Annotated in this window: 25 protein-coding genes and 3 pseudogenes; 14 read left to right on the top strand and 14 right to left on the bottom strand. The window is 68.8% G+C overall.

What is annotated here, in order from left to right:
* Positions 1–5: 5 nt before the first annotated feature.
* From AOK03_RS40660 to AOK03_RS08995, 3 genes are all read right to left on the bottom strand, one after another.
* Positions 6–179, bottom strand: coding sequence for a CsbD family protein (locus AOK03_RS40660; RefSeq protein ID WP_079074576.1), 174 nt, complete (start codon positions 177–179; stop codon positions 6–8).
* Between the two features lie 41 nt (positions 180–220).
* On the bottom strand, positions 221–406 hold the full coding sequence (locus AOK03_RS09000; protein ID WP_055564639.1) for a hypothetical protein: 186 nt from the start codon (positions 404–406) through the stop codon (positions 221–223).
* A 143-nt stretch (positions 407–549) separates the two neighbouring features.
* Complete coding sequence (locus AOK03_RS08995; protein ID WP_157868895.1) at positions 550–747, bottom strand: hypothetical protein; 198 nt, start codon at positions 745–747, stop codon at positions 550–552.
* Positions 748–1,191: 444 nt separating this feature from the next.
* Here AOK03_RS08995 and AOK03_RS08990 point away from each other — a divergent pair.
* From AOK03_RS08990 to AOK03_RS08975, 4 genes and pseudogenes are all read left to right on the top strand, one after another.
* A pseudogene (locus tag AOK03_RS08990) lies at positions 1,192–1,526 on the top strand (DUF6328 family protein); the annotation flags it as partial.
* 444 nt (positions 1,527–1,970) lie between these two features.
* On the top strand, positions 1,971–2,330 hold the full coding sequence (locus AOK03_RS08985) for an ANTAR domain-containing protein (protein WP_063792454.1): 360 nt from the start codon (positions 1,971–1,973) through the stop codon (positions 2,328–2,330).
* 54 nt (positions 2,331–2,384) lie between these two features.
* On the top strand, positions 2,385–2,741 hold the full coding sequence (locus AOK03_RS08980; protein ID WP_055564637.1) for a PRC-barrel domain-containing protein: 357 nt from the start codon (positions 2,385–2,387) through the stop codon (positions 2,739–2,741).
* An 84-nt stretch (positions 2,742–2,825) separates the two neighbouring features.
* Complete coding sequence (locus AOK03_RS08975) at positions 2,826–3,161, top strand: ANTAR domain-containing protein (RefSeq protein WP_244177532.1); 336 nt, start codon at positions 2,826–2,828, stop codon at positions 3,159–3,161.
* Between the two features lie 40 nt (positions 3,162–3,201).
* On the opposite strand, the gene AOK03_RS43860 is transcribed toward AOK03_RS08975, so the two are convergent.
* From AOK03_RS43860 to AOK03_RS08960, 4 genes and pseudogenes are all read right to left on the bottom strand, one after another.
* Positions 3,202–3,774, bottom strand: coding sequence for a SpoIIE family protein phosphatase (locus AOK03_RS43860; protein ID WP_279616312.1), 573 nt, complete (start codon positions 3,772–3,774; stop codon positions 3,202–3,204).
* Positions 3,684–4,022, bottom strand: a pseudogene (locus tag AOK03_RS44835) (PP2C family protein-serine/threonine phosphatase); the annotation flags it as partial. The gene AOK03_RS43860 and the pseudogene AOK03_RS44835, both read right to left, overlap by 91 nt.
* Before the next feature lie 617 nt (positions 4,023–4,639).
* Positions 4,640–5,242, bottom strand: a complete 603-nt coding sequence (locus AOK03_RS08965) for a GNAT family protein (RefSeq protein ID WP_244177531.1) — start codon at positions 5,240–5,242, stop codon at positions 4,640–4,642.
* 193 nt (positions 5,243–5,435) lie between these two features.
* Entirely contained in the window at positions 5,436–6,779 is a 1,344-nt protein-coding gene (locus tag AOK03_RS08960; protein ID WP_079074575.1) for a bifunctional phosphatase PAP2/diacylglycerol kinase family protein, read from the bottom strand.
* Positions 6,780–7,003: 224 nt separating this feature from the next.
* On the opposite strand from AOK03_RS08960, the gene AOK03_RS08955 reads away from it, so the two are divergent.
* Complete coding sequence (locus tag AOK03_RS08955) at positions 7,004–7,531, top strand: DUF1206 domain-containing protein (protein ID WP_167355588.1); 528 nt, start codon at positions 7,004–7,006, stop codon at positions 7,529–7,531.
* A 448-nt stretch (positions 7,532–7,979) separates the two neighbouring features.
* On the opposite strand, the gene AOK03_RS08950 is transcribed toward AOK03_RS08955, so the two are convergent.
* The 4 genes from AOK03_RS08950 to AOK03_RS08935 all read right to left on the bottom strand — a co-directional run bounded on the left by AOK03_RS08950 (position 7,980) and on the right by AOK03_RS08935 (position 10,550).
* Positions 7,980–8,696, bottom strand: a complete 717-nt coding sequence (locus AOK03_RS08950; RefSeq protein WP_055564633.1) for a GAF and ANTAR domain-containing protein — start codon at positions 8,694–8,696, stop codon at positions 7,980–7,982.
* A gap of 86 nt (positions 8,697–8,782) precedes the next feature.
* Positions 8,783–9,541, bottom strand: coding sequence for a GAF and ANTAR domain-containing protein (locus tag AOK03_RS08945; protein WP_055564661.1), 759 nt, complete (start codon positions 9,539–9,541; stop codon positions 8,783–8,785).
* Positions 9,541–10,209: a hypothetical protein gene (locus tag AOK03_RS08940; protein ID WP_079074574.1), complete on the bottom strand. Its 669-nt coding sequence runs from the start codon at positions 10,207–10,209 to the stop codon at positions 9,541–9,543. Before AOK03_RS08940 ends, AOK03_RS08945 begins: the two co-directional genes overlap by 1 nt.
* Positions 10,209–10,550: an STAS domain-containing protein gene (locus AOK03_RS08935; RefSeq protein WP_341845784.1), complete on the bottom strand. Its 342-nt coding sequence runs from the start codon at positions 10,548–10,550 to the stop codon at positions 10,209–10,211. The genes AOK03_RS08940 and AOK03_RS08935 overlap by 1 nt, the downstream gene beginning before the upstream one ends.
* A 614-nt stretch (positions 10,551–11,164) precedes the next feature.
* Here AOK03_RS08935 and AOK03_RS08930 point away from each other — a divergent pair.
* The 4 genes from AOK03_RS08930 to AOK03_RS08905 all read left to right on the top strand — a co-directional run bounded on the left by AOK03_RS08930 (position 11,165) and on the right by AOK03_RS08905 (position 14,760).
* Positions 11,165–11,578: an Asp23/Gls24 family envelope stress response protein gene (locus tag AOK03_RS08930; protein WP_244177535.1), complete on the top strand. Its 414-nt coding sequence runs from the start codon at positions 11,165–11,167 to the stop codon at positions 11,576–11,578.
* A gap of 1,163 nt (positions 11,579–12,741) precedes the next feature.
* The gene (locus AOK03_RS40655; RefSeq protein ID WP_079074573.1) at positions 12,742–13,230 is read left to right on the top strand and encodes a transposase; all 489 of its coding nucleotides are present in this window, start codon (positions 12,742–12,744) and stop codon (positions 13,228–13,230) included.
* 175 nt (positions 13,231–13,405) lie between these two features.
* Positions 13,406–14,041: a DUF4386 domain-containing protein gene (locus tag AOK03_RS08910; RefSeq protein ID WP_055564628.1), complete on the top strand. Its 636-nt coding sequence runs from the start codon at positions 13,406–13,408 to the stop codon at positions 14,039–14,041.
* Positions 14,038–14,760: a DUF4386 domain-containing protein gene (locus AOK03_RS08905; RefSeq protein ID WP_055564627.1), complete on the top strand. Its 723-nt coding sequence runs from the start codon at positions 14,038–14,040 to the stop codon at positions 14,758–14,760. The genes AOK03_RS08910 and AOK03_RS08905 overlap by 4 nt, the downstream gene beginning before the upstream one ends.
* 15 nt (positions 14,761–14,775) lie before the next feature.
* On the opposite strand, the pseudogene AOK03_RS40650 reads toward AOK03_RS08905, so the two are convergent.
* Positions 14,776–15,400, bottom strand: a pseudogene (locus AOK03_RS40650) (transposase).
* 471 nt (positions 15,401–15,871) lie between these two features.
* The gene (locus AOK03_RS08900; protein WP_055564626.1) at positions 15,872–16,294 is read right to left on the bottom strand and encodes a hypothetical protein; all 423 of its coding nucleotides are present in this window, start codon (positions 16,292–16,294) and stop codon (positions 15,872–15,874) included.
* Positions 16,295–16,679: 385 nt separating this feature from the next.
* Between AOK03_RS08900 and AOK03_RS42475 the strand changes: the two genes are divergently transcribed.
* The 5 genes from AOK03_RS42475 to AOK03_RS08880 all read left to right on the top strand — a co-directional run bounded on the left by AOK03_RS42475 (position 16,680) and on the right by AOK03_RS08880 (position 19,795).
* Positions 16,680–16,829 carry a hypothetical protein gene (locus AOK03_RS42475; protein ID WP_157868893.1) on the top strand — a complete coding sequence of 50 codons (150 nt, stop codon included), beginning with the start codon at positions 16,680–16,682 and terminating at the stop codon, positions 16,827–16,829.
* A gap of 132 nt (positions 16,830–16,961) precedes the next feature.
* Positions 16,962–17,867, top strand: coding sequence for a universal stress protein (locus tag AOK03_RS08895; RefSeq protein WP_055564659.1), 906 nt, complete (start codon positions 16,962–16,964; stop codon positions 17,865–17,867).
* Between the two features lie 115 nt (positions 17,868–17,982).
* Entirely contained in the window at positions 17,983–18,549 is a 567-nt protein-coding gene (locus AOK03_RS08890; protein ID WP_079074571.1) for a flavodoxin domain-containing protein, read from the top strand.
* 31 nt (positions 18,550–18,580) lie between these two features.
* Positions 18,581–19,003 (top strand): Hsp20/alpha crystallin family protein, encoded by a 423-nt coding sequence (locus AOK03_RS08885; protein WP_055564658.1) that lies wholly within the window; start codon positions 18,581–18,583, stop codon positions 19,001–19,003.
* A gap of 108 nt (positions 19,004–19,111) precedes the next feature.
* Complete coding sequence (locus tag AOK03_RS08880) at positions 19,112–19,795, top strand: helix-turn-helix domain-containing protein (protein ID WP_055564625.1); 684 nt, start codon at positions 19,112–19,114, stop codon at positions 19,793–19,795.
* Here AOK03_RS08880 and ppdK read toward each other — a convergent pair.
* Entirely contained in the window at positions 19,782–22,469 is a 2,688-nt protein-coding gene (gene ppdK, locus AOK03_RS08875) for a pyruvate, phosphate dikinase (RefSeq protein ID WP_055564624.1), read from the bottom strand. The genes AOK03_RS08880 and ppdK overlap by 14 nt on opposite strands.
* Positions 22,470–22,696: the final 227 nt, after the last annotated feature.

Below are 22,696 nucleotides of genomic sequence, written 5' to 3'. Positions count from 1 at the left end.
GGTGGTCAGCGGCGGAAGGCCTTCTTGATCTTGCCGCCGGACTGTTTCAGGTGCCCTGAGTTCCGGTCGGTCCTGCCCTCGCGCTGCAGTCGCCTGTTCCGGGCGGCCCGGCCGATGCGCTCGGTGATCCGGCCCTTGAGGCCCTGTGCCTTGTTCCTGAACGTCTGTCCAGTACTCATGGCTGTCCTTGGTTCGTCCACTGGGTGGGTTGGGTGCGAGGTCACCTGCCGCTACGGCTGAACCGGCGCCGACTGCCGCTGCTGCGACTGCCACCGCGGCCTCGCATGAGGAAACCGATGACCCACAGAGCCAGCAGTACGGCCGCGACCCACCAGAGGATCTGCATGGTGAAGCCGAACCCGAAGATCACCAGGATCAGCAGAAGGAGGAGAATCCACATGAGCATCGCCGGGCCTCCAGATCGCGCGGAATGGTTCCTGGTATCCGCGGGGTCCGGGCGAATCGGAAAGGTGGAATGCGTCGCCCGAACGGTCCGGAGCGGCATAGCCCTACGCAGTGCCGTCAGTCAACGCCCGCCCGGCTCCTGTGTCAACGGCCCTTGAGCAGTGCGGGGTCGGGCGCCTGGTCCGGAGCTGTTGAGGTTGCCGGAACCGTGCCGGGAGCGTCGGCCGGATCGGTGGACGGCAGGATGCGGTCCTCCCACCAGGACAGGCCCATCACCGTGGCGAGCAGTACGAAGGGAACGAGAACGACCAGCGCGTACATGGGTACCGCCTGCTGAAGCATGCGTGCGTACGGCGGGACGGGCACCGGCGGGGCTGCCCGCGCGGGGCACATCGGGCCTGAGCCGCAATCCCTGTGGGGGCGGCGGAGGCGGAGGCGGCGCCGCGCGTGATCGTGCCGCGGTCGACGCCTGCTCCGATACGCGGGGGCGCCCTGGGGCGCGACAACCAAGGGACGCTGCCGGGCACCGGGGCGGCACCGGGGCGGCACCGCGCACGCTAGCCCCCGCCACATGCCCTGAACAGGTCGCAAGCAGCCAGCCCTATAGGCGGTGCAGGAAGGCAGCAGAGGCAAGGACGAGGGCTGGCGCACCCCGCGGCTCGGTTCCCGCCGACGAGGCGAGCCGGGCCGGTTACGACCGGCAGGAGGACTGGACGGCAGGCGGCGAGTAGCTTGCCGGGACATGACCGAGGACGCCGAGGACAACGTCCGCACCCTCGCGATGAGATGGCGCTGGAGCGGGCCGACCGGAACTACGGCGAGCTGCTGCAGGAACTGAGGATCATTCAAACCGGGGTCCAGATTCTGTTCGCGTTCCTGCTGACGCTGGCTTTCACCCCCCCCGCTTTCCCGAACTGGATCCGGCACAGCGCGCGATGTACCTCACCACGCTGTTGCTCGCGGTGCTGGCCACGGCCCTGCTCGCCACCCCGGCCGCGCCGCATCGCACGCTGTTCCGGCGTGGGGCCAAGCCCGAGATCGTGTCGGCCTCGTCGCGGGTGGCGGGGGCGGGCCTGAGCGTCCTGATGCCGGCTCTCACCGGTTCCGTCCTGCTCGTCGTCGGGCCGAGCGTATCCACTGCCTCTTGACAGGACTACGCTGCGGAGCGAGGCCCCAGTCCCCGGCATCGATCCGTTCCGCCTGGGGAGGCCCTCCGTGATCGTCTTGTTCGCCATCCTGATCGTGGCCCTGTTCGGCCTCGGCTTCCTCAATCCCCTGTGGTGAGCCGTCGCGGCCGTGCTGATCTTCGTGGCCGTGCGCTACGGCTGGGGGCGTGCGGGCAGCCGGGGACAGGGCGGAAATCTCGGGTACCGCGACTACCGGGACCACAGAGACCGCGAGAACTGATGGGACCGCCGCTACCGGCGACAGCGCCAGGGACTCCGGAGGCGCCAGGACCGTCGGGACGAGCAGCACCATCGGTGATCGATGCGGATTCCGGTGCCCACGCGTCCCGCGCCGACTCTGTCGGACGGGCGCATTCAGTGCGTGGTGAGGCAGGTGTCATGAATCAGAAACTCAGGATCCAGGAAGACCGGTGGATGATGGCAGCCGAGGTGGCCTGGGGCGATGCGGCCCTGGACCTGGCCGTCGTCGAACTGCGGGCCGAGATCGCCCGGTTGCGCCGGGCCCTGGGCGGCCGGGCGGTGATCGACCAAGCCCTCGGGATGATGATGGCCTTGGTTCCCTGTCCCCGCAGGGAGGCCGGCACCTTGTTGACGGACGTCGCGCGGCACTGCGATCTCTCACGTCGAGAAGTGGCCGCCGCCCTCGTCGCCACCTCCGAGGGAAGCCCGTTCCCCAAGCACCTGGACCAGGCGCTACGCGGTGCGCTGCGGCGCCTGCACGGGGCAGACCGGACATGACGACCCGCGCCGAGCACACGTCACCCAGCGGATGAACCCAGACGGGAGAAGACCATGATCCAGTCAGCCGATGTCCGTGAGTGGCGCGGCCTCGACGTGGTGGACACGGACTCGCGCAAGATCGGTGTCCTCGAATCGATCTATGTGGACACCACCACCGACGAACCGGCCATGGCCACCGTGAGGACCGGGCTGCCCACCCGGCGCCAGCTGATGTTCGTCCCCTTCGACGGCGCGATCACCGGGCCGGGCTACCTCAAGGCCGCCTATGCCAAAGCACTGGTGAAGACGGCCCCCTCGATCGGCACCGATGACATTCTGCCCGCCGAGCACGAGGCAGGGATCTTCAAGCACTACGGGCTGCCCTACGAGCCCGGTGCGGCCGGTGAGCGGCAACTCGCCCGCCGCTGACCGCTTGTGGCACCCCAGGAAGGCATGCATAGGCCATGGCTCCGGTCACTGCGTTGTGAGGTAGCCACCATGCGTCGAGCGACCATGCCCCATGCCGCACAGCAGGTGACGGCTGCGGCTTCGGCAGGGGATGCGTCTCTGGTGGCCGAGGTCATCAGACTGCGGGCGGAGAACGATCAGTTGGCCAGGGCGCTGTCGAGCCGTGCGGTGATCGACCAGGCGCGCGGCATGCTGATGGCCCTGGCTCCGTGTTCCAGTGAGCGGGCCTGGGGCCTGCTGGTGGATGTGTCGCAGCACTGCAACGTCAAGCTCCGTGACGTGGCGGCGGCTCTCGTTGCCACGACGCGAGAGGAGGAGCTCCCCGAGCAGATGCGGCGGGAACTGCGCCGTGCGATGGGGCGCCTCCACGACCGCTGGTGACGGCTCGGGTGTTCAGCGGGCGGCACCGGGAGCTGTGACCTCAACTCTCCGGTGCCTTCGTCCCGGCCGATCGGCGGACGCCCTCATCGGGTGGCCCTGTGCATGGATCCCAAACCTTTGCGGGGAGGGGCACGCTGGTGTGGGCGGTGCCCGATGCGCCCGAGGACGCCCTGGCCGGTATCGTCGAGGTCGCGCTCAGGGCGAGGAGCGCGACGTCGTCGGCGGGACCGGTGGGGAAGGTGGCGAGGAGCCCGGTGAGGTCGTCGATGATCGCGGAGGCGCCGAGAGCCCGGTTGGTGGCGGCGTGGTGGGTGAGGTGGGCGGCAAGTCCGGCTTCACCGAACCGGGCGCCCTTGGAGGTGAGGTCCTCGATGATTCCGTCGCTGTAGAGGAAAAGCGCCTCGCCGGGCAGGCTCGTCGGCTCGGCTCGGGCGCGCCCATTGCGCGGGCCGGATACGGCGAGTAGGCCGGAAGGTGGCCGCCACCGGCCAGGGTGACGGCAAAGCCGCCCGCGGAGGCGGGGGCGAGGGTGCCGAAGACCAGCGTGCAGAAGCGGCTGCCGTCCGCATCGTCGAACAGCAGGGTGCAGTCCAGCGCCCGAAGTACGGCACACGGGTCCGGCTCCAGCAGGGCGGTGGTGCGCAGCGTGTAGCGGAGCAGTGAGGTCAGGGCGGCGGCGGGGGCGCCCCGGCCGCTGACGTCGCCGAGGAAGAACGCCCACCGCCCGGTGCTGAGCGCAAAGACGTCGTAGAAGTCGCCGCCGACGTCGTGGACCGATGCGGTGGTGTAGTGGCAGGCCGCTTCCAGACCCGGCACCTCCGGCAGCGCGGGCGGCAGCAGGGTGGAGGCATAGGCGGCCATCTCCGACCGGTCCCGCTCGGCCCGCTTGCGCGCCGTGTGTTCGGCCACCATCAGCTCCCGCTCCACTCGGAGCATCCGCAGCGCGGACAGCCGCAGTTCCAGCGCGTCCATCACCAGCGCGGCCAGGTCGGCCGGGGCGGCGGCCTGCTCAGGCGTGATCCGGCGCGGCACGGTGTCCAGCACGTCGACGGTGCCCAGGCGGTGACCGTCGCGGGTGACGATCGGGGCGGCTGCGTAGAAGCGTGCCCGCGTCGGCCCCGTGACCAGTTCGTGGGTGCGGGCGAGCGGATCCTGGAGCGTGTCGGGGACGACCAGAGGGCCGTCGGTGAGGATGGCCGAGGTGCACAGACCCGGGGCCCGGCCGACTTGGGTGACCCCCGTCAGGCCGTATGCGGCCTTGAACCAGACCCGGTCGGTGTCCACGATCGGTACTGTCGCGGCCGGTGCGTCGAAGAGGCGAGCGGCAAGGGCGGCAATTCTGTCGAATGCTCCGTCGGGCGGGGTGTCCAGTACGTCGCAACGGCGCATCGCCGCACGATCCGTAGTGCCTCCTGCTCCGGAGCCAACTCCACACGATCCTCCCCGCCTCCACGAGCTCTGGCCGCCAACGCTGACGACTATTCGGAGCGTTGGGTCCGGGCATTGTGGGCGAGGCCGTCCGGATGCTCCGTTGTGCGCTGCCCGAGCGGAAGGACCAGGGCGCGTAGCATTGTTGGGCCGGGCAAGCTGCGACGGACCTGCCCGACCTCTTGCCAGCCCCACGCCTCGAAGGCCGCGCGGGCCGCGCCGTGGGACGGATCCACCAAGGTGACGCCGAGGGACGATTCGTGGTCGGCGAGCAGGTGTTCCTGCAGGTGGCGCGCGAGTCCGCGGGTCTGCTCGTGGGGATGTACGAGGGTTTCGGCGATCGCGAAGAGATGGCCGGACGCGGTGAGTTGCTCGATGTTCTGTGGCAACGGCCCGTCGAACCCCTGCCACCAGGAGCCGTCTCGCGGCACGGGGAATCCGTAGGCACACCCGGCCAGGGCTTCTGTTTCCGCGATCAGCATGTCGAACCCCGGCAGACGTACGTCGTCGGCCAGGCGGCGCAGGAACTCCTCGCGCCCGCGGAACTCCTCGCCCGGCGCGGCTACGGAGGACTCGACGAAGAGGTCCGCCAGATCCTCACTCAGGTCGTCGGCCTGCCAGCGGTTCAGCCGGCGCAGACGCACGGCGTCCATGGCGGACGGCTCCGAGCCGTCGGGTTCGTGTGAGTGCTGCGGTGTGTGCATGGGGCGCCTCGGTTCAGGAGACCGGAAGACGTGCGGGACAGGCATCGTGCCCAACTGGCAGTGCGTGGCCGGGGTCTGGGGCGTCTGCTTTGCAGCATAGCCCCGGACGAGCACTCCGTTGCCGTGCGCCGAAGGCACGGGATCACCGGGGAGCGGGCAAGTAGACGGTGAGCGCGCGGCTCCTTTTGTCGAGGACGAGGGTGTCGGCGGCGGGGCTCACCTCGCCGTCCCGGGTGTAGTCGCCTGCCTTGTTCACACCGTCGATGCGCAGGCAGGTGGCGGTGGTTTCCCGGTAGACGCGAGAGCGGGCGAGAGTGCCGGTGAGGAAGGCCGCGACGAGGCGGGTGCGGGCGAAGGGGTGGTTTGCGTCGACGAGGCGCAGGTCGAGGAGTCCGTCGTCCAGGGTGGGGCGATAGGAGGGGGCGAAGCCTGGCGGGTCGTAGCGGCTGTTGCCGACGAACAGCAGCCACAGCCGCCGGGGCCGTCCGTCGAGGGTGATGTCGATGGGGGTGCCGTCGGCCAGGACGCGGAGCAGGCCGACGGCGAGGGCGGGCCATTTGCCCAGGGACGTCTCGCGGGCTTCACGGGCCCGGACGAGTTGGGGGTAGACGCCGATGCTGAAGGTGTTGAGGAAATAGGTGCAGGTGCCGTCGCCGGTGATCCGTCCGAGGTCGACGGTTCCGCCGCGGCCCTCCTCTACGGCGTCGGCGGCCTCTTGCAAGGTCGGCAGTCCGAGGTCGGCGGCGAAGTGGTTGAGAGTGCCGCCGGGGAACACCGCGAGCGGCAGCCGGTTGTCGACGGCCAGTACGGCCGCCGCGTTGACCGTGCCGTCGCCCCCGACCACGCCGAGCGCGCCGCCGCGCGCCTGTACCTGCGCGGCGGCCTGCCGCAGCACGGTGTACAGGTCCTCGCCGGCTTCACAGACCCGCAGGTCCGCTTTGGGCAGCAGGGTGCGCAGTTCGACTTCGGCCGCGACCTCGCCGCCGGCGTCGCTGTTGACGACGACGACAAGACCCTCGCCGGACGGTAGAGCGGGGACCGGGAGCTTCGGCCGGGCGCTGTCTGCGGGCTCGTCGCGGTGCAGCGGCCACCAGCGGCAGGTTGCCACGGCGATGCCCACGCCGAACACGGCGTCCGCCAGAACGCGGCCGGGAGCGTGTGCTCCCGCGCGAAGGCGGGAGAGGGCGATGCCCGTGGCGACGGGAAGGAGGGCGGCCCCCAGCCGGGGTGTCTCCAAGGTGGCGGCCGTCGCGAAGGCGGCCGCACCGGCCGTGCGGTGGGAGGACGCCGCCCTGCTCGGCGGATGCCGCAGCGGTCGGCGCTTGTCGAGCACCTTGGTGGCGGCCTGGATGGCGGCGCAGACCAGGGCGAGTGAGCCGGTGCCGCGCAGGGCGGCCCGGCGCGCGCTGCGGTTGCCGGTCAAACCCTTGGCAGCCAAGGAGGCGAGCTTCGTGCGGTCGCCGGGACGCGGTTCCTGGGTTCGCATGCCGGCCGAGTACCCCTACCAACGGTGAACAGGCTGCTGCGAGCACGTCGCATCACGCCTTCTTACGCGGGCACTCGGGGGCCAGGACCCGCATCGCGCGCACCGTGGCCGTGGGGGAGGACCTCGTGACGTCGTCTCAAGCGCAGGACAGGGGTAGAGGTGCGGGTTCTGCCGCCCACGCTGCCAAGGAGGAGACGCTGACCGCCGCGGGCCGGGCGGGTTTTATGGCGCGTGGTGTCGTGTACGTCCTCATCGGTGCCCTGGCGATCTTCTATGCGTCCGTCTGCTGGATAACCGCCCGGTTCGCCGCCGATGGTGGCCAAGGCTCCAGCGGCAACGCCAAGTCGAAGGACTGGACGGCGTCAGTGCTGAAACTGTCGTACGGCCAATTCCTTGTGGGCGCCGCAGGCTGTCTCCTGATCGGCATCGGTGTCGTGCTCGCGGTACGGGCGGCGATGCGCAAGTTCCTGCCACAGCTGGACGTGGGCGCGATGAGTCGCCGCACGCGGCAGATCGTGACCGGCTTGGGGGTGGGCGGGGGTGTGGCCCGCGGCACGGTGTTCGCGGCGGTCGGCATCTCCATCCTGATCGCGGCCGTCCAGTTCGACGCGGACGAGGCCAAGGGGGTGGACGCCACGGTCCGAAGCTTCACGCAGACCCCGACGGGCCCCTGGCTCCTGGTCGCCGTGGCGATCGGGCTCACCCCCTTCGGAGCCTTCTCCTTCGCCTCAGCCCGCTGGCGCCGCCTGTGAACAGGGACCTCTATGGCCAGTAGGTCCACGGCGAGCGCTGCCGGGCCTGACCGTCGCACTCAGGCCGAGGCTCGGGACCGCAACCGGTGCGGCTGCCCAGAGCCGTATCACGCCAGGTGCTCTTCTAGGGCTCCCATGGGTGCCGATGTACTCTCGCGTCACCGGCGTCCATGATCGAGATGAGCCCGACCGCATGCCGGAGGAGAGCCGGCCGTGGTCCTGCTCCCTCACACCCAGCATCCACCCCGCACAAGACGGCGGCAAGGATCAGCTCGTCGTGGCTCCTTCGGGTGGGCTGGATCCGGATCCGGCGCTCCCGGCGCAGAGACCTAGCTCGCACCCGGAGCAGCCATGCCGGGCAGTTCGGCCATAGGCGCGTCAGCCAGAGCGGGCCTCTGAGAACGCCGGTGAGGCCGAAACGGCAGCCGAAGCTCTTTGTGGCACGGGGTCAGGACGCCAGACCAGCGAGAGGCTCGGTGTCGTCGATGAAGGCGCGGGCCACGTCGGACAGGCGGCGGTTGTGGGAGCGGGCGTAGCCGCGCAGGGCGGTGAATGCCTGTTCCATGTCGATGCCCTGGCGTTCGGCGAGTTTGCCCTTGGCCTGTTCGATCAGGACGCGGCTGTTCAGCGCGGTCTGCAACTGCTCGTTGAGGACCGTGGTGCGCTGGGCGGACCGTTGCTGCAGGAGGCTGATGGTGGCGACGTCGGCCAGGGCCTGGGCGATGGGCGTGCCGACCGGGTCGAAGGAGCCGGGAGCGGAGCGGAAGAGGTTCAGCGCGCCGACGACTTCGTCCCGCAAGCGCATGGGCAGGGCTTGGACCGCGCCGAAACCGCGGAGCTGGGCCTGGGCGACGAAGCGGGGCCAGCGGGCGGTCTCCGTACGCAGGTCGGGTACCGTCACCGGCATACCCGTGCGGAAGCAGTCCAGGCAGGGGCCCTCGTCGTTCTGGAGCTGGAAGAGCTCCAGCAGGCGCACCTGCTCGTCGGAAGCGGCCATCACGCGCAGGTCGCCGTCGCGGTCGGCGAGCAGCACTCCGGCGGCGCTCGCGCCCAGCATCCCCACGCAGCGGTCGGTCAGCAGACGCAGGAAGTCGATCAGGTCGAAGTCGGCGACCAGGTTGTCCGCCAACTCGACGAAGGTCTTGGCCAGGAGCTGCTCATTCATCCTCTACACCCTTTATCGAGACTAGCTCTGCCGGAATCGGACGGGAAGTGCGGCACATCGTGCGTTCACTGGACCGAGCGAGGGCGTCACGGGTCCTCGTCGCTCCGGGTCGGCTCCGCGTCGGGGGAGAAGCGGAGACGGCGGGCCACCACGTCGGCGGCCACAACGGTGAGCCGGCGCCCGTGGGCATAGGCATAGGCACGCAGCCGGACGAAGGCTTCGTCGATGCCGACACCGAGCTGGACGGTGAGCATGCCAGTGGCCTGGGAGATCTCCGCCCGGTACCCGCCCAGGTCCTCGTTCTGTTCCTTCGCCGCGCTGCCGTCGGGTGGTGCGCTTTTCGCGTCGATCCGGGCGTCCAGCAGGACCAGCGTCGCGACCTCGGCGAAGGCCAGAGCGTCGGCCAGCTCCTCCTCGCCCAACCGGACCGGGACCTGGGCGTACAGGTCCAGAACCCCTGGGCTGATCGCCCCGAGCTGCAGGGGGAGCGCGAAAACCGCGAGCGCTCCGGCCTCCAGCGCCGCATCGGCGAACACCGGCCAGCACTCCTGCAGTTCACCGATGCGTAGGTCGGGGGTCAGGACGGCCGCGCCGTGCGCGAAGGCGTCCACGCACGGTCCCTCGCCCAATGTGAGTTGCAGCTCCTCCAACTGCTCGCTGATGGCATCGGTACTGCACAGTGGATGGCTCGCCGTGGTCCGGGACATCGCCGAGAGCCCGGCCCCGTCGACCGGCAGCGCGGCCACCGCCGCGGTACACACGTCCACGACCCCGACACGGCCACCACGCCGGGCCGCCTGCTCGGCGACCAGCACGCGAATGCGCGCCGACCGGCTGTAGGGCATCACCCGGGCCACCGCGTCCAGGCATGACGGGCCAGCCCCTCCAGCGTCGCCACGGTCCGCTCTCCGAGGGGAAGCACCAGTACGCGGAACATCGTGTGGCCGTTGGGCCGCCAGATCTCTCCGATGTCCTGCCATCCCCAGGACCGGAAGGATTGGAGGGCCGGGAGATCGGCCTGCTCCACCAAGGTGGTGCCGAGCGATGCCTGATGGTCGGTCAACAGCCGCTCCTGCAGAAGGCGGGCCAAATCCTGGCCCTGGACCTGCGGATACGGGCGGACCAGGATGTTGGTGATGGCGAAGACCCTGTCGGAACGGGTGAGTTGCTCGATGCTGCACGGCAGTTCACCGTCGAAGCCGAGCCACCAGAAGCCGTCGCCGGGCACCGGGAGACCGAAGACGCATCCCACCAGCCCGTCCGTTTCCGCGATCACCATGGCGAACCCCGGGCGACGGACGTCATCGGTGAGACGGTTCAGGAAGTCCTCCCGGCTGGGACTGCGGTACTCCTCGCCGGGGTCCGTTTCGCAGGAGGCCACGTACAGATCCGCCAGATCCTGGCGCAAGCCTTCCAGCAGCCAGCGGTTCACCCGACGCAGCCGGACCGCGGTCACGCCGGACGACTCGTCGGCAACGGGCCTGCGTGGCTGCTTCCGCCGGGGCCAGGTCATCACAGCGCACCGCCCGAGACAGCAGGAGCGATCCGACGCAAGGTCTCGGAACACGCCACGGGGAGTGGAACAAGGATGGGAGAGAGGGGGGCCTGGAGAAGGGCTGGTCCTGGAACGGCAGGCAGCCCCATAAGAACGGAGCCGCAACCGGTCAGGTCGATCGTCCTCGCCGGCATGGGCGGCGGGTAGTGCAGCCGCAGTGTTCCCCCAGCCGCGGTGGAGCGTAGGAACGCCTCGATGAAGGCGTTGAGGCCGCTGAGGTCGCAGAAGGTGACAGGGATGAGATCGACGTCGATGGTGCGCATGCCGTCCCGGAGGCATCGCTCAAGCGCCGCACGCATCAGCGGTACCGTCTCCAGATCGCTTTCACCGGCCAGGGTGATCAGAGCCCGGGTCCTTCTGTCGTGGGTTCAACTGCGGTAAGGACATGACGCCTCAGTTCCAGAGACCCGCCGGGCAGAGCCAGAGTGCGGAGCCTGACTCCAGGCTCCTGACGGGACGCTCCCGGCAGAGGCATGCACCCGGCGGAGGCAGGCGAACAAGCGGTCCACCAATCTGTCCACCAGAACAAGGAACCACTCGGTTCCCTCCAAGGGGTGTACCGGGGGACCGGACGACGTGGTCCGCTCCCCGCAGCCATCTGTGTCGAGCAACAACAGGTCCGCCGGGGTCCAGGACGTCCGCACCTCAGGATAGCCCCCCAACCCGCACCAGGAGGCGGCCGGAAGCCGCCTATTCTCAGGGGCTGGGCCTCGGCTGGGGTTCGGCGGTACCTGGTGTGCATATCCGGTGTGCAGCAAGGTACGTGGAGACGGGTACCAAGTCGGGCGACCAATGGTCGTCTGCGTACGGAAGTCCGTGAGCCCCCAAGGAGGTGGCTTCGCGTGACGGAGTCGATCAGCCCAACCCAGCCCAAGCCCCGACCCAGAGAGCCTCATGCCACCGTCGGGGAAAGCTGCAGACCGGAGCGAGGGAGCAGGCCGCGATCCGCGGCAGGACGACCATCGCGGACGGCGTCGTGGAGAAGATCGCCGGGATCGCCGCACGCGAAGTGCCCGGAATCCACGCCCTGGGAGGCGGAATCAGCCGCACTATGGGCGCGGTGCGCGACCGCGTCCCCGGCGCACGCGCCAGCGCGGGACGTGGTGTCAAGGTCGAGGTCGGCGAGAAGCAGACCGCCATCGACCTGGAAGTGGTCGTGGAATACGGCGTGAGCATCACCGAGGTCGCCTTGGACGTACGCGAGAGCGTGATCGCGGCGGTGGAACGGATGACGGGGCTCGAGGCCGTCGAAGTCAACATCTCCGTCAACGACGTGCATCTGCCCGAAGAGGACACACCAGAGACCAGCGAGGGCCGGGTGCAGTAGCGCCACATTCAAGTAGGCGCGTGCGGCGGCCCGGATTCAGCGGACGCGTCGCGCGTGCCGGACGACGATGGGCGGCGCGGGGCCTTGCCGCGCGTTCGACAGGCCAGTCGGAGCCCGAGAACGCTCAGCGCCGGCGACCACGTCTCCGGGAGGACCATCCCGACCCCACGCCGCCAGAGTGCACAGCGAGGAGGGCGAGTCCGACGAGCATGAGACTCGTCGTACTGAAGACCGCCTCGGTCGACGTCCCAGTTGCGTGGATGACAAAGGCGATGACGAAGCACATGGCCGCTACGAACGCCAGCATCTGTCTTCTCCTGCCGATGAACGGCGAACCACAGGCGATTCCGGTGGCTATCTTACGGATGACACGGGAAGAATACGCGTGGCTCCGGTTACTCGTGCCGGGACTTCGCTACCAAGAACATTAGGGCTGTCGGGGAAGTGGGCCCGGAAAGCCTATTGGACGCTGCCGGTTCCGCCCCAGGTGGCGCGGATGCGCGAGGGGCTTTACGGGGCGTCCGTCTCCGATATCGCGCCGTTCTGGCTGTGCACGTGTGACTCTTCGCTCCCTTTCAAGACGGCTTCGGTCGCGGAAATATCCCCGGAGTCTGTGACGTTCCCCTCTGGGCACCGTGATCGCTGTGGCGGTCACGGTGTCCGCCGAGCCGCATGTCGTGGGCGGAGCGCCGAGTGATACTCCGCACCTGAGTTGAGATGGCCCTGCGGCTCACCCGCTGGCCCGAGGGGGTGGCGAACAGGGGGCCTTGCTCACGGTCGCCGATGGCCTCTTGCAGCAGCCGGAGGGTCTGCTCGCTGACAGGGATTTCACGCCTGGTGGGGATGACGTCTCCCACGTTCAACGCGAGGGCGTCGTCCAACTTTACGTTGCCCTCCCAGAGCACTCCGACAAGGGAGCGAACGTGTGCCGGGATGGCCTCGTTGGTGAGGAGGGCCTCAACATATCTGGCTGAAGGCCCCTCATGCGGCACACCGGCGCCTGCTTGATGCGCTTGCTCTGGAAGGTTGTTTCGGGCAGCTTCGGCTTCGTCGTGCAAAGGGACTCCTCTCTCCAACTTCCGGCCCTAAGAGCTCGTAACAGGATCTTGGTTGTTGGGCCTGGCCAGGCGTGACCGAAGTGACGATTCGGCCGTTCGTGGTGCGTGCCGACTCGGCCGTGGACGGTGGACGACCAGCTGTGTCTGCAGGGCATCTTGTACGTCCTGTTCAACGACATCGCGTGGCAACTCCTGCCGCTGGAGCTGAGGTTCGGCTCCACACGGACCTGCTGGCGGCGTCTGGATCGCTGGCAGCAGGCCGGTGTCTTCGACCAGCCACACCGCTTCCTGCTCGTCGAACTGCACGCGGCCGACGCACTCGACTGGACTGGCGCCTGCGTGGACGGCTCCCACGTCCGCGCGAAAGGGGGAGCCGCGACCGGTCTGTCGCCGGTCGACCGGCGGAAGCTCCTGGCGGACACGGTGACCTTGGTCGAGAACCCGCCTACCAGGAGCTTCGTCGTTCCGCAGGAGCGTCCAACTCGCGGTCAACATCTCGTCGAGGTTGGAAAACGCTCACTCCACGGGGTGTGGTGGCTGGGGGTCGTGCATCGGCCGGCCCCGTTGGCGTGCCGTCTGTGGGGCCCGGGGTGATTCCTCGCGCGCGGGCGGCGCGTATGCCCGCAAAGGGAGGATAGTTGGGGCCCAGAAGCACACTCCTCGGGCAGGAGGACGTCGCTCGATGGCTCGGCGGCGGCCGACTCGTGGCCTGGTCGCAGCAAGGCTCAGGTTCCAGGCCCCGGCGGGCCGGGACAGAAGGAGCGGATGCATGCCGTACAGGAAGACCGCTGTGCTGGTGGGATTGCTGTTCCTCTCGTCGACGCTCACCTTCTCCGTCGGCAGCTCGCTCCTGGAGGACTACTTTTCCGGCACGGACTCAGGAGAGGGAGGGCTCCTTGCGGGTGTGCTGCTGGAGGCGTACACAGCTTTTGCGGTTGCCGGCATCGGTGTCGCACTGTTCCCCGTGCTGAAGCCGCACGGAAGGCGCCTCACGGTCGGGTATCTGATTCTCAGGTGCGCGGAAGGCGCTGTGATCATCGCGTTCGGGTGCTATTTCCTCGTGAGCAAGAACGAGTTGACGGACTACGATCTTCTGGTCTATGCGTTCTCCGGCGCCGGTGGTCTGGTCCTGTCCCACCTCCTGCTGCGTTCCGGGCTGGTCGCACGGTGGCTTTCGGTACTCGGGCTCGTGGGCTACGCCGTTTTGCTGACGGGAGTGGCGTGTGACCTGCTGGGGCTCGTGGACATCAACTCCGGTGCCGGGAGGGCGTTCTACGTTCCTGGTGGCCTGTTCGAAGCGGTGCTTCCGCTGGTGCTGATCTTCAAGGGATTGCGCCTCGTCGTGCCGGAGTCTGTCGCGGGCGATCGTGGCGGGCGGCCGATGCCCAAGGGGGCCCGCGGATGACCCCGCCCGGTGGGACTTCGCTGACGGTGCGCAATGCCGCTCTGGTGGCGGGAGCGGGAATCCTGGCCATGGCCCCGTTGGCGGTCTTCGCCAATTTCGGCGTGCTGGAGAACCTGGTCGCCGAGAACGACGCGGCACGAACCGCCCGGGACATCCGCGGTTCCGAGGCGCTGTTCCGCTTCGGCGTCGTGGCCCTGTTCCTGGTCGCCGTGCTGGATGTGGTGGTGGCCTGGGCGCTGAGGGTCTTCTTCCGACCGGCGCACGAGGGAATCGCGACGCTCGCGGCCTGGTTCAGGCTCGCCTATGCCGCGGTGCTCCTCGTCGCCGTCGCCCAACTCGTCGGGGCGTTGCCTCCGGTCAAGCACGCGGAGTCCCTGGGGGCGTACAGCGCGGACCAACTGGACGCCGAAGCAGCCATGCGCATCGATGCCTTCCACGACATCTGGGACGCCGGGCTCATCTTCTTCGGCGTCCACCTGCTGCTGTTGGGGCTGCTCGCCTTCCGGTCGGGCTACGTACCCCGGGTGCTCGGCGTCCTGCTGGCCCTCGCGGGACTCGGCTACCTCGTGGACAGCCTCGGCGCCTTCCTCTCCTCCGGATACTCGGCCGAGGCGGCCGTGTTCACCGGTGTAGGGGAACTCATCCTCATGATCTGGCTCCTGGTCAAAGGCAAGAACATCGGCTCACGGCTTCCGATACAGGCCGAGACGGCGCCTTGAGAGCTCGTAGAAGGATCATGAGTGGGCCTTCTTGAGGCGTCTCCAGCAGATCAGGCTGCAGGCCAACGAGACGAAGGCGTCGTGGAGTTCGAGGCGGCGTTCCCATCGGACGGCGAGGCGTTTGAACCGGTGGAGCAGGGCGAAGGTCTGCTCGACGACGTAGCGGAGCTTGCCCAGGCCCGTGATGTTCGGGGCGCCCTGGTGATGACCTTGAGCGGGATGCAGCGTCCATCGCAGATCAGATGGTGATTGCTGCCCGTCTTCCGGCGGTCGACCGGCGACGGACCAGTCGCGGCTCCCCTTTTTCGCGCGGATGGGGGAGCCGTCTACGCACGCGCGAGTCCAGTCGAGGTTCGCCGGTCGCGTTCGGTTTCGCGAGCAGGACGCGGTGCAACTGGTCGAACACCCCTGCCTGTTGCCAGCGTTCCAGACGCCGCCAGCGCGTCTGTCCGGATCCGAAGCCGAGCTCCAAGGGCAACAGTTGCCAGGCGATGTCCTGGTGCAGGACGTACAGGATGCCCTGCAGGCACCGCCGGTCGGCCACCGGTCGTGGCCCCGGTGCCCGCTCGGGCCAGGGCGGCAGCAACGGTTCGATCAGCGCCCACAAGCCGTTATCCACGATCCGCGGCCGAGTCGTCACACCCACCCGAACGGTCAGATCGTCACAACAGTCACGCCCGGCCAGAGCACTTCAACAAGATCGTGTTACGAGCTCCATGGAGCATCGCCTCACTTTCCCGGTGCGAGCACGAACGCCCGAGGCCACCCCAGTTCCCAGAACAAGGTGGCAGGCCCCGCCGGAGAACCCCTGTCCTCATACGGAAGAGAATCCTGTTGATCACTGCGCTGTGACCGCTCCAAGGCCCGCCCCACCCCACCGCCTTCGGCGGACGAGGCTGCAGTCGAGCCCCTTCGGTATTCGACCGCACTCTTTCGGGGAGCGGAGCCGTTCAGTGCCCAGCTCGCGTGAGTCCAGTACGAGCTGGGCCGTAGCGTTCGCCCGATGAAGCGGACGCGTGTCCTGTGGAAAGGAGGGGCGCTGCCGCCTCCCCGGATGCTGCTGATGGCAGTTCGCGGGTTTCCGACGGCTACTCGGATGCGTCCTGAGATCTCACTGCTGCCTGAGGTACAGGCTTCGGCCGCAGTCGGCCGCCAGCCACAATTCCTTGTCGCTGCCGCCCAGCATCGGGGTGTTGCCGTAAGTGATCTCCTTGGCACCGGGGTTGACGGTCACGGTGACCCCTTCCACGCACCAGTTGTCCTTGGCGTCGCGCGGAGTGAAATGCAGGTACACCGGGAAATAGGTGAGTTCGGCGGTGTCCAGTTGCGGCTTGCGGGGGTCGTTGCCCACCGGATTCAGGACGTTGGAACCTGCGCCAAAGGTGAACGTCTGGGACTGGCCGCGCTGGAAGTCATTCGTCCCCGTGTCCAGGACGAACTCCCGGCCGCAGATGCCCAGGGCCACGTTGCCGTCGGTGTCGGCACCGCTGTTGTCCGCTGTCCAGACGCTGGCCTTGATGGTGGTGATGAGCACGTTTTCGCTCCTCTCGGACGGAACGGGTGTGCGTCGTCGGGAGGGCACCCTCAGCGCCAGTGTCGGCTCTCTCGTTCCTTGCGGCAATGGCCCTCGGGGCCAGGCCGGCGAAACGGCGGGAAACCGGTGCGGCAGCTGAAGTCGGGCTGAGCGGGGCGAAGATTCGGACGAGGAGCACAGGCCCAGCACGTCGCCCGGACCAGCTCGGGACCGAGGCGGGCGCGGCACCGAAGGCACTGATGCCGGTGGCGAACAACGCGAACAGCGACGCCTCGATGTCTGCGGATGCGGATGCGGATGCATCGAGTGCGTCACTCGCGCGACCACGAGGCGGTCTCCTCCTGGCGCGCAGGATCGGGCCTGTGGCGACGTCTGCCAGGCGGCGATGGTGCTGGAGCTTGCCGAACGGCGCCGCGACGTCGAACAGATCGCTCTGCCCCAAGACCGTGACCACATCGTGCGTGACCTGCACGACCTGGCGATCCAGCGGCTCTTCGCCGCGGGCTTGACCCTGCAGAGCACCCAGTGGGCCTAAGACCGTCTGCCCCCGTGACTGGTCCGCTCGGTCCGCGGGCTTCGTTGGGCCGGTCGGTCCCCGGTGGGGACTTACGGCCCCTGCACGACCTGCCCTTTGGCCACAAGGCTGGTACAGCAGGAGGTGGAGATCATGCCAGTCACCGTCACCGTTGGTCTCGATGGTTCACCAGAGAGTCTTGCCGCGGCCGAATGGGCGGCCCGTGAAGCGAAGTTGCGCGGGATGCCGGTGAAGCTGGTTCACGTCTTGGATCCGATCCCGGTTCCTACGGCTCAGGCCCCGCTCATCGGCGCCGAGACGTTGCAGTACTGGCGTGAACGCGTGCCCCGTAAGTCCGCCGGGGATCTTCGACTGCGCCACCCCGACGTCGAGATCGTCGACGAGCAGGCCGTCGGCCGCCCCGCTGACGCCCTGACGGCCGCAGCGGAAGACGCCGCTCTTCTCGTACTGGGATCCCGCGGACTGAGCGGGGTCGGCGGCTACCTGGTCGGTTCCGTCGGCCAGGCCGTCGTGGCGCGCACCGCCACGCCGGTGGTCCTGGTTCGAGCCGAGGAGGAGTCCGCCGAGGGGCACACCACGGATCTGCCGGATGTCGCGCCCACCGCGAACGCGCACCGCCCCATCGTCCTGGGGCTCGACATCGACCAGCCCGACGACTCGGTCATAGAGTTCGCCTTCGACGAGGCAACCCGGCACCTCGCTCCCTTGCGCGTCGTCCATGCATGGGACTGTCCGCCCTACTATCCCTACGGCTTCTCCGCCGAACCCGGGCTCTACGAGAGGCTCTCCCACCAGCAGGCCGCTGCTCTGAGCGAGGTCGTGCGGCCATGGCGGGAGAAGTTCCCCGGCGTCGACATCGTCGAGGTCTCCCCCTTCGGCGCAGCGGCCAAGCACCTCGTCGAGGCCTCCCGCGAGGGCTCCCTGCTCGTGGTGGGGCGACGCAGTCGCCGACGGGCGCTGGGCCTGCACATCGGCCCCGTCACGCATGCCGTGCTGCACCACGCCTCCATCCCGGTCGCCGTCGTCGCGCACCCTTGAGGCAGGGGCCCGACGGTGACGAGCGTCGAACTGCCCATCGTCGGCTCGGGCCCGTGCCGGTGACGCCGACGCACGGCCGCGGACACCTTGAGATCGCGAGAGGAGACAGGCTCCCATGCTCAGCAAGGTGCTGGTCGCCTACGGGACGACCAACGGCTCGACCGCCCAGATAGCCGAAGCCATCGCCGACGTGCTGCGCCGCAACGGACTCAGAGCCGAGGCGATTCCGGCCCGCTCCGTGGCGGACGTGGGTTCCTACGACGCCGTGGTGCTGGGCGGCGCGCTCTACGCCGGCCGCTGGCACAAGGACGCTCGCCGGTTCGCCCGCCGGCACCGGCGGGCGCTGGCCACGCGCCCGCTGTGGCTCTTCAGCAGCGGCCCGCTCGACGCCACGGCGTCACAGCGCGAGATCCCGCCCGTGCGGGGAGCCAAGGCAGTGCTGTTCCGGCTGGAAGCGGAGGAGCACCGCACCTTCGGCGGATGCTTGAAAGAAGGAGCCAAAGGGTTCATCGCGCGCAAGTTGGTGGACTCCGGCAAGGGCGGCGACTTCCGGGACTTCACGCAGATCGAGGGGTGGGCGCAGCGCATCGCCGATGCGTTGATCCGGTTGGGAAAGGGGCCGGAGGGCCCCACGTCGGAGTCGTCCGGCACTCGTTCCGAAGAGGGTATGGAGAGAGGCTGAGCACGGAATGAGGCGAGAAAGGGAGGGCGAGATGAGTGGCATGATGGACAGGCTGCCGGGGTGGTCGCCCCTGCTGCCCGAACTGTTCGGATGGATCGAGTCGGGGCTTCCCGGGGTTCACCAGACCCCAGGAGTGCACAACATCCGCATTGAGGAGTCCGTCGAGGACGGTGCGTACGTGCTTCGCGCCGAGCTCCCCGGAGTCGACCCCGAGGACGTCGAACTCGCCGTCACCGAGGGCGTTCTGACCGTGCGCGCGGAACGGACGGTGGACACCACGGAGAAGCACCACACCGAGTTCCGTTACGGGGCCTTCGCCCGTGCGGTGCGGTTGCCTGCGGGAGCTCGAGGAGACGACGCCACCGCTGACTACAAGGACGGGGTGCTGACCGTCAGGATCCCCGTGCCGGAAATGAAGTCCGGCACCCGGACTATCCCTGTACAGCACAGCTGAACGTGGCCCGGGGCAGGCAGAGAGGAAGCCCGCCAGCCCCGGGCCGGGGGGCTCCCCCCCAAGGTTCCTGGCTCGCAGGATGGCGTAACCCGAAGAGGTGGCAAAGCCATGTCCGAACAGTCTCCACCGAGCGCCGTCCCCGCCGAGAACACGGCGCGAGGGGACACCGGGCGGCGGATCGCGGCGCGCCGTACGGAACTCGGTCTGAGCAGGCAAGCGGCAGCCGACCGGGCGGGCATGGTGTCCGGCTACCTCAAGTACCTGGAGGAACAGGCCACGGCCACGCCGAGCCCGGGCACCCTCATGCGTTTGGCAGGTGCGTTGGAAACCACTGTGAAGTCCCTGTGCGGCGCCAACGCGGATCTGCCGCCCGGGGTCGGCCGGGCCGCCTCGCACCCGATTCTGGTCGTCATGAGCGACGACGAGTGCCGGCAGCGACTGGCGTCGCACGGCATCGGACGGCTCGCGCACGACGACGAGGACGGACCGGTCGTCGTACCGGTCAATTACACCGTCGTCGACGGGACCGTCATCTTGCGGACCGCGCCCGGCACCACGCCTGCGGCGGCCGTCGGTAAGCGTGTCGCCTTCGAGGTGGACCGCATCGACGACGCGCTCAGTCAGGGCTGGAGCGTTCTCGTACGCGGCCGTGCCGAGGCGGTCACGGACCCCGTCACGGTGCGCCGTCTGGCAGGACTTGCGCACAGCGAACCGTGGGTCGGTGGTCTGCGCGAGCTGTGGGTGCGCATTGGTGTTGCCGTGCTGTCCGGACGTCGGATCAAGGTGCGGTGAAGCGGCTCTCCTCGAGGGCGGCCCGCCCGGCCTCCAGGCGCGCGACGGGAACGCGGAACGGCGAGCACGAGACGTAATCCAGACCCGCGGCATGGAAGAAGTGCACCGATTCCGGATCCCCGCCGTGCTCGCCGCACACGCCGATCTTCAGCCCGGGGCGTGCGGCGCGGCCTTCGTCGACGGCGAAGCGCACCAGCCGGCCCACGCCCTCACCGTCGATCGTCTCGAAGGGGGACACCGTGAAGACACCCTGGTCGAGGTAGGCGGAGAAGAACGCCGCTTCCACGTCGTCGCGTGAGAACCCCCAGGTCGTCTGGGTCAGATCGTTCGTACCGAAGGAGAAGAAGGCGGCCTCCTGCGCGATGCGGCCCGCCGTCAGGGCTGCCCGCGGCAACTCGATCATCGTGCCGACCGGGCATGTGACGCCTATCCCCGAGGCCTCGGAGACCTGGGCCAGTACACGGGCCACCTCCACGCGGACGAGCCGCAGTTCCTCCACCGTGCCGACGAGCGGGACCATGATCTCGGCCTGCGGATCGCCACCGGCCCGTTTGCGCTCGACGACTGCCTCAGCGACCGCACGCACCTGCATGGCGACCAGCCCAGGTGTGATCAGCCCGAGGCGCACCCCGCGGAGACCCAGCATCGGATTCCGCTCGTGCATGCGATTCACCGCGTCGAGCAGTTGGATGTCGCGGGAGCCGGGCGGATCGCCGTGGGCCTCGGCGGCGGCCATGCGCACAGCCAGTTCGGTCCGGTCGGGCAGGAACTCGTGCAGCGGGGGATCGAGGAGGCGGATGGTGACGGGCAGGCCGTCCATGGCTCGCAGGATGCCGACGAAGTCAGCGCGCTGCAGGGGCAGCAGAGCGCCGAGTGCTCGGTCGCGGTCGGTCGCGGTGCGGGCCAGGACCATCTCCTCGACCAAGTGGCGGCGGTCACCGAGGAACATGTGCTCCGTCCGGCACAGGCCGATGCCCTCGGCGCCGAATCGGCGGGCCCGGGCGGCGTCTTCGGGGGTGTCGGCGTTGGCCCGCACTCCGAGCCGCCGCACGCCGTCGGCCCGTTCCATGACCCGGGCCACGGATCCGACCAGTTGGCCGTGCCGGTCTCCGGTTTCGAAGTACCGCATGATCTCGGAGTCCACCAGGGGAACCGCGCCGAGGCGCACGGTGCCGTCCGTCCCGTCCACCGAGAGGACCGTGCCTTCTCGGACCACTCCGTCGTCGGCGGTGAAGCGCCGGGCCGCAGCGTCCACGGTGAGTGCTTCGGCGCCGCAGACGCAGACCTTGCCCATGCCGCGGGCGACCACGGCCGCGTGGCTGGTCTTACCTCCGCGGCTGGTGAGCACGGCGTCTGCGGCGATCATGCCGGGAAGGTCGTCGGGCGTTGTCTCCTGCCGCACGAGGATGACGTGCTCTCCGGCACCGGCACGTCGTACCGCTTCCGCGGAATCGAAGACCGCCGCGCCCACAGCGGCACCGGGCGAAGCCGGGATGCCGCGAGCCAGGGGGCGCTCGGCGTCCGTGAGGTCGAACCGAGGGAACATCAGGCGGGCCAACCCGTCACCGGTGACCCGGGCGAGCCATTCGCTCTCGTCGATCAGTCCCTCGTCCACCAGCTGTGCCGCGATGGTGAACGCCGCCTGTGCGGTCCGCTTGCCGATCCGGGTCTGCAGCATCCAGAGTGTGCCGCGCTCGATCGTGAACTCGACGTCGCACAGGTCGCGGTAGTGTTCCTCCAACATCGCCAGGTGAGCTCGTAGTTCGGCGTACGACGACGGGTCCAGGTCCCGCAGTCGGTCCAGGGGGATGGTGTTGCGGATACCGGCGACGACGTCCTCGCCCTGGGCGTTGGGCAGGTAGTCGCCGTACACGCCGGGGCTGCCGGTTGCCGGGTCGCGTGTGAAGGCGACGCCACTGCCGGAGTCGGAGCCGAGGTTGCCGAAGACCATGGCCTGCACGTTCACGGCGGTGCCGAGGTCGTCGGGGATGTGTTCACGTCGTCGGTACAGTCGGGCGCGTTCGCCGTTCCAGGATGCGAAGACCGCGAGGACGGCCTGCCGCAGCTGTTCCGCCGGGAGCTGGGGGAAGTCCTTGCCGGTCTCCCGATGGATGAGGCTCTTGTAATCCTCGACGAGGCGGGCCAGGTCCCTGGCGTCCAGGTGCAGGTCGTCCGGGGCTCCACGGACTTCCCTGGCGTCGGCCATGACGTTCTCGAACAGGGCGGAGTCGACCCCGAGGACCGTGCTGCCGAACATGTGAACGAGACGACGGTAAGAGTCCCAGGCGAACCGTTCGTTCCCGGACGACTTCGCGAGGCCCCGCACCGAGTCGTCGTTCAGGCCGATGTCGAGGATCGTCTCCATCATGCCGGGCATGGAGTAACGGGCTCCTGACCGAACGGAGAGCAGCAATGGGTCGTCCGGCTGGCCCAGTTGTCGTTCGAGGGACTCTTCGAGCGCTTCCAGGTGGCGGAGTATCTCTTCCGTCAGACCGGTCGGCTCCGTACCGGTGGTCATGAAAGCCCGACAGGCCTCAGTCGTCACCGTGAATCCAGGGGGGACCGGTAGGCCTATCCGAGTCATCTCTGCGAGGTTGGCGCCTTTCCCGCCGAGCAGGTCGGCCATGTCGCGGTTGCCCTCGGTGAACTCGTACACGAACGCAGTCGTGGGCATGCCTGCTTCCTTTCGAGGTTGGTCAGATCCGGCGCTCGCGGGGTCTGGCTCGGGACGCATCAGTCACGTCGATCGTCGATTCGGCAGCACGTGGTCCCAGGTTCGTGTGGGGGCATGGGCGTACGGCAGTTCCCACCGGTCCTCAACGTTGGGCCGAACGGCCCCGTTTCGTCCCCGTGCGGCCCATGTTCGGCCTGTCCGCCCTCTCTCAGGCTTGCGCGGGAGAC

It is taken from the genome of Streptomyces atriruber (assembly GCF_001418325.1).
GTDB classification, from domain to species: domain Bacteria; phylum Actinomycetota; class Actinomycetes; order Streptomycetales; family Streptomycetaceae; genus Streptomyces; species Streptomyces atriruber.
This window is presented reverse-complemented; position numbering and strand designations above follow the sequence as displayed.

Coding starts and splice junctions, on each gene's coding strand:
- AOK03_RS09000 (WP_055564639.1), bottom strand. CDS start 406: ATGCTCATGTGGATTCTCCTCCTTCTGCTGATCCTGGTGATCTTCGGG.
- AOK03_RS08895 (WP_055564659.1), top strand. CDS start 16,962: ATGCCAGTCACCGTCACCGTTGGTCTCGATGGTTCACCAGAGAGTCTT.
- AOK03_RS08935 (WP_341845784.1), bottom strand. CDS start 10,550: ATGCGTGCGGCGCTTGAGCGATGCCTCCGGGACGGCATGCGCACCATC.
- AOK03_RS08975 (WP_244177532.1), top strand. CDS start 2,826: ATGCCCCATGCCGCACAGCAGGTGACGGCTGCGGCTTCGGCAGGGGAT.
- AOK03_RS08955 (WP_167355588.1), top strand. CDS start 7,004: ATGGCGCGTGGTGTCGTGTACGTCCTCATCGGTGCCCTGGCGATCTTC.
- AOK03_RS08965 (WP_244177531.1), bottom strand. CDS start 5,242: ATGGACGCCGTGCGTCTGCGCCGGCTGAACCGCTGGCAGGCCGACGAC.
- AOK03_RS08980 (WP_055564637.1), top strand. CDS start 2,385: ATGATCCAGTCAGCCGATGTCCGTGAGTGGCGCGGCCTCGACGTGGTG.
- AOK03_RS08950 (WP_055564633.1), bottom strand. CDS start 8,696: ATGAATGAGCAGCTCCTGGCCAAGACCTTCGTCGAGTTGGCGGACAAC.
- AOK03_RS08885 (WP_055564658.1), top strand. CDS start 18,581: ATGAGTGGCATGATGGACAGGCTGCCGGGGTGGTCGCCCCTGCTGCCC.
- AOK03_RS08910 (WP_055564628.1), top strand. CDS start 13,406: ATGCCGTACAGGAAGACCGCTGTGCTGGTGGGATTGCTGTTCCTCTCG.
- AOK03_RS08960 (WP_079074575.1), bottom strand. CDS start 6,779: ATGCGAACCCAGGAACCGCGTCCCGGCGACCGCACGAAGCTCGCCTCC.
- AOK03_RS08940 (WP_079074574.1), bottom strand. CDS start 10,209: ATGACCTGGCCCCGGCGGAAGCAGCCACGCAGGCCCGTTGCCGACGAG.
- AOK03_RS40660 (WP_079074576.1), bottom strand. CDS start 179: ATGAGTACTGGACAGACGTTCAGGAACAAGGCACAGGGCCTCAAGGGC.
- AOK03_RS08880 (WP_055564625.1), top strand. CDS start 19,112: ATGTCCGAACAGTCTCCACCGAGCGCCGTCCCCGCCGAGAACACGGCG.
- AOK03_RS08890 (WP_079074571.1), top strand. CDS start 17,983: ATGCTCAGCAAGGTGCTGGTCGCCTACGGGACGACCAACGGCTCGACC.
- AOK03_RS08905 (WP_055564627.1), top strand. CDS start 14,038: ATGACCCCGCCCGGTGGGACTTCGCTGACGGTGCGCAATGCCGCTCTG.
- AOK03_RS08995 (WP_157868895.1), bottom strand. CDS start 747: ATGCTTCAGCAGGCGGTACCCATGTACGCGCTGGTCGTTCTCGTTCCC.
- AOK03_RS08945 (WP_055564661.1), bottom strand. CDS start 9,541: ATGCCCTACAGCCGGTCGGCGCGCATTCGCGTGCTGGTCGCCGAGCAG.
- AOK03_RS08985 (WP_063792454.1), top strand. CDS start 1,971: ATGAATCAGAAACTCAGGATCCAGGAAGACCGGTGGATGATGGCAGCC.
- ppdK (WP_055564624.1), bottom strand. CDS start 22,469: ATGCCCACGACTGCGTTCGTGTACGAGTTCACCGAGGGCAACCGCGAC.
- AOK03_RS42475 (WP_157868893.1), top strand. CDS start 16,680: ATGGTGCTGGAGCTTGCCGAACGGCGCCGCGACGTCGAACAGATCGCT.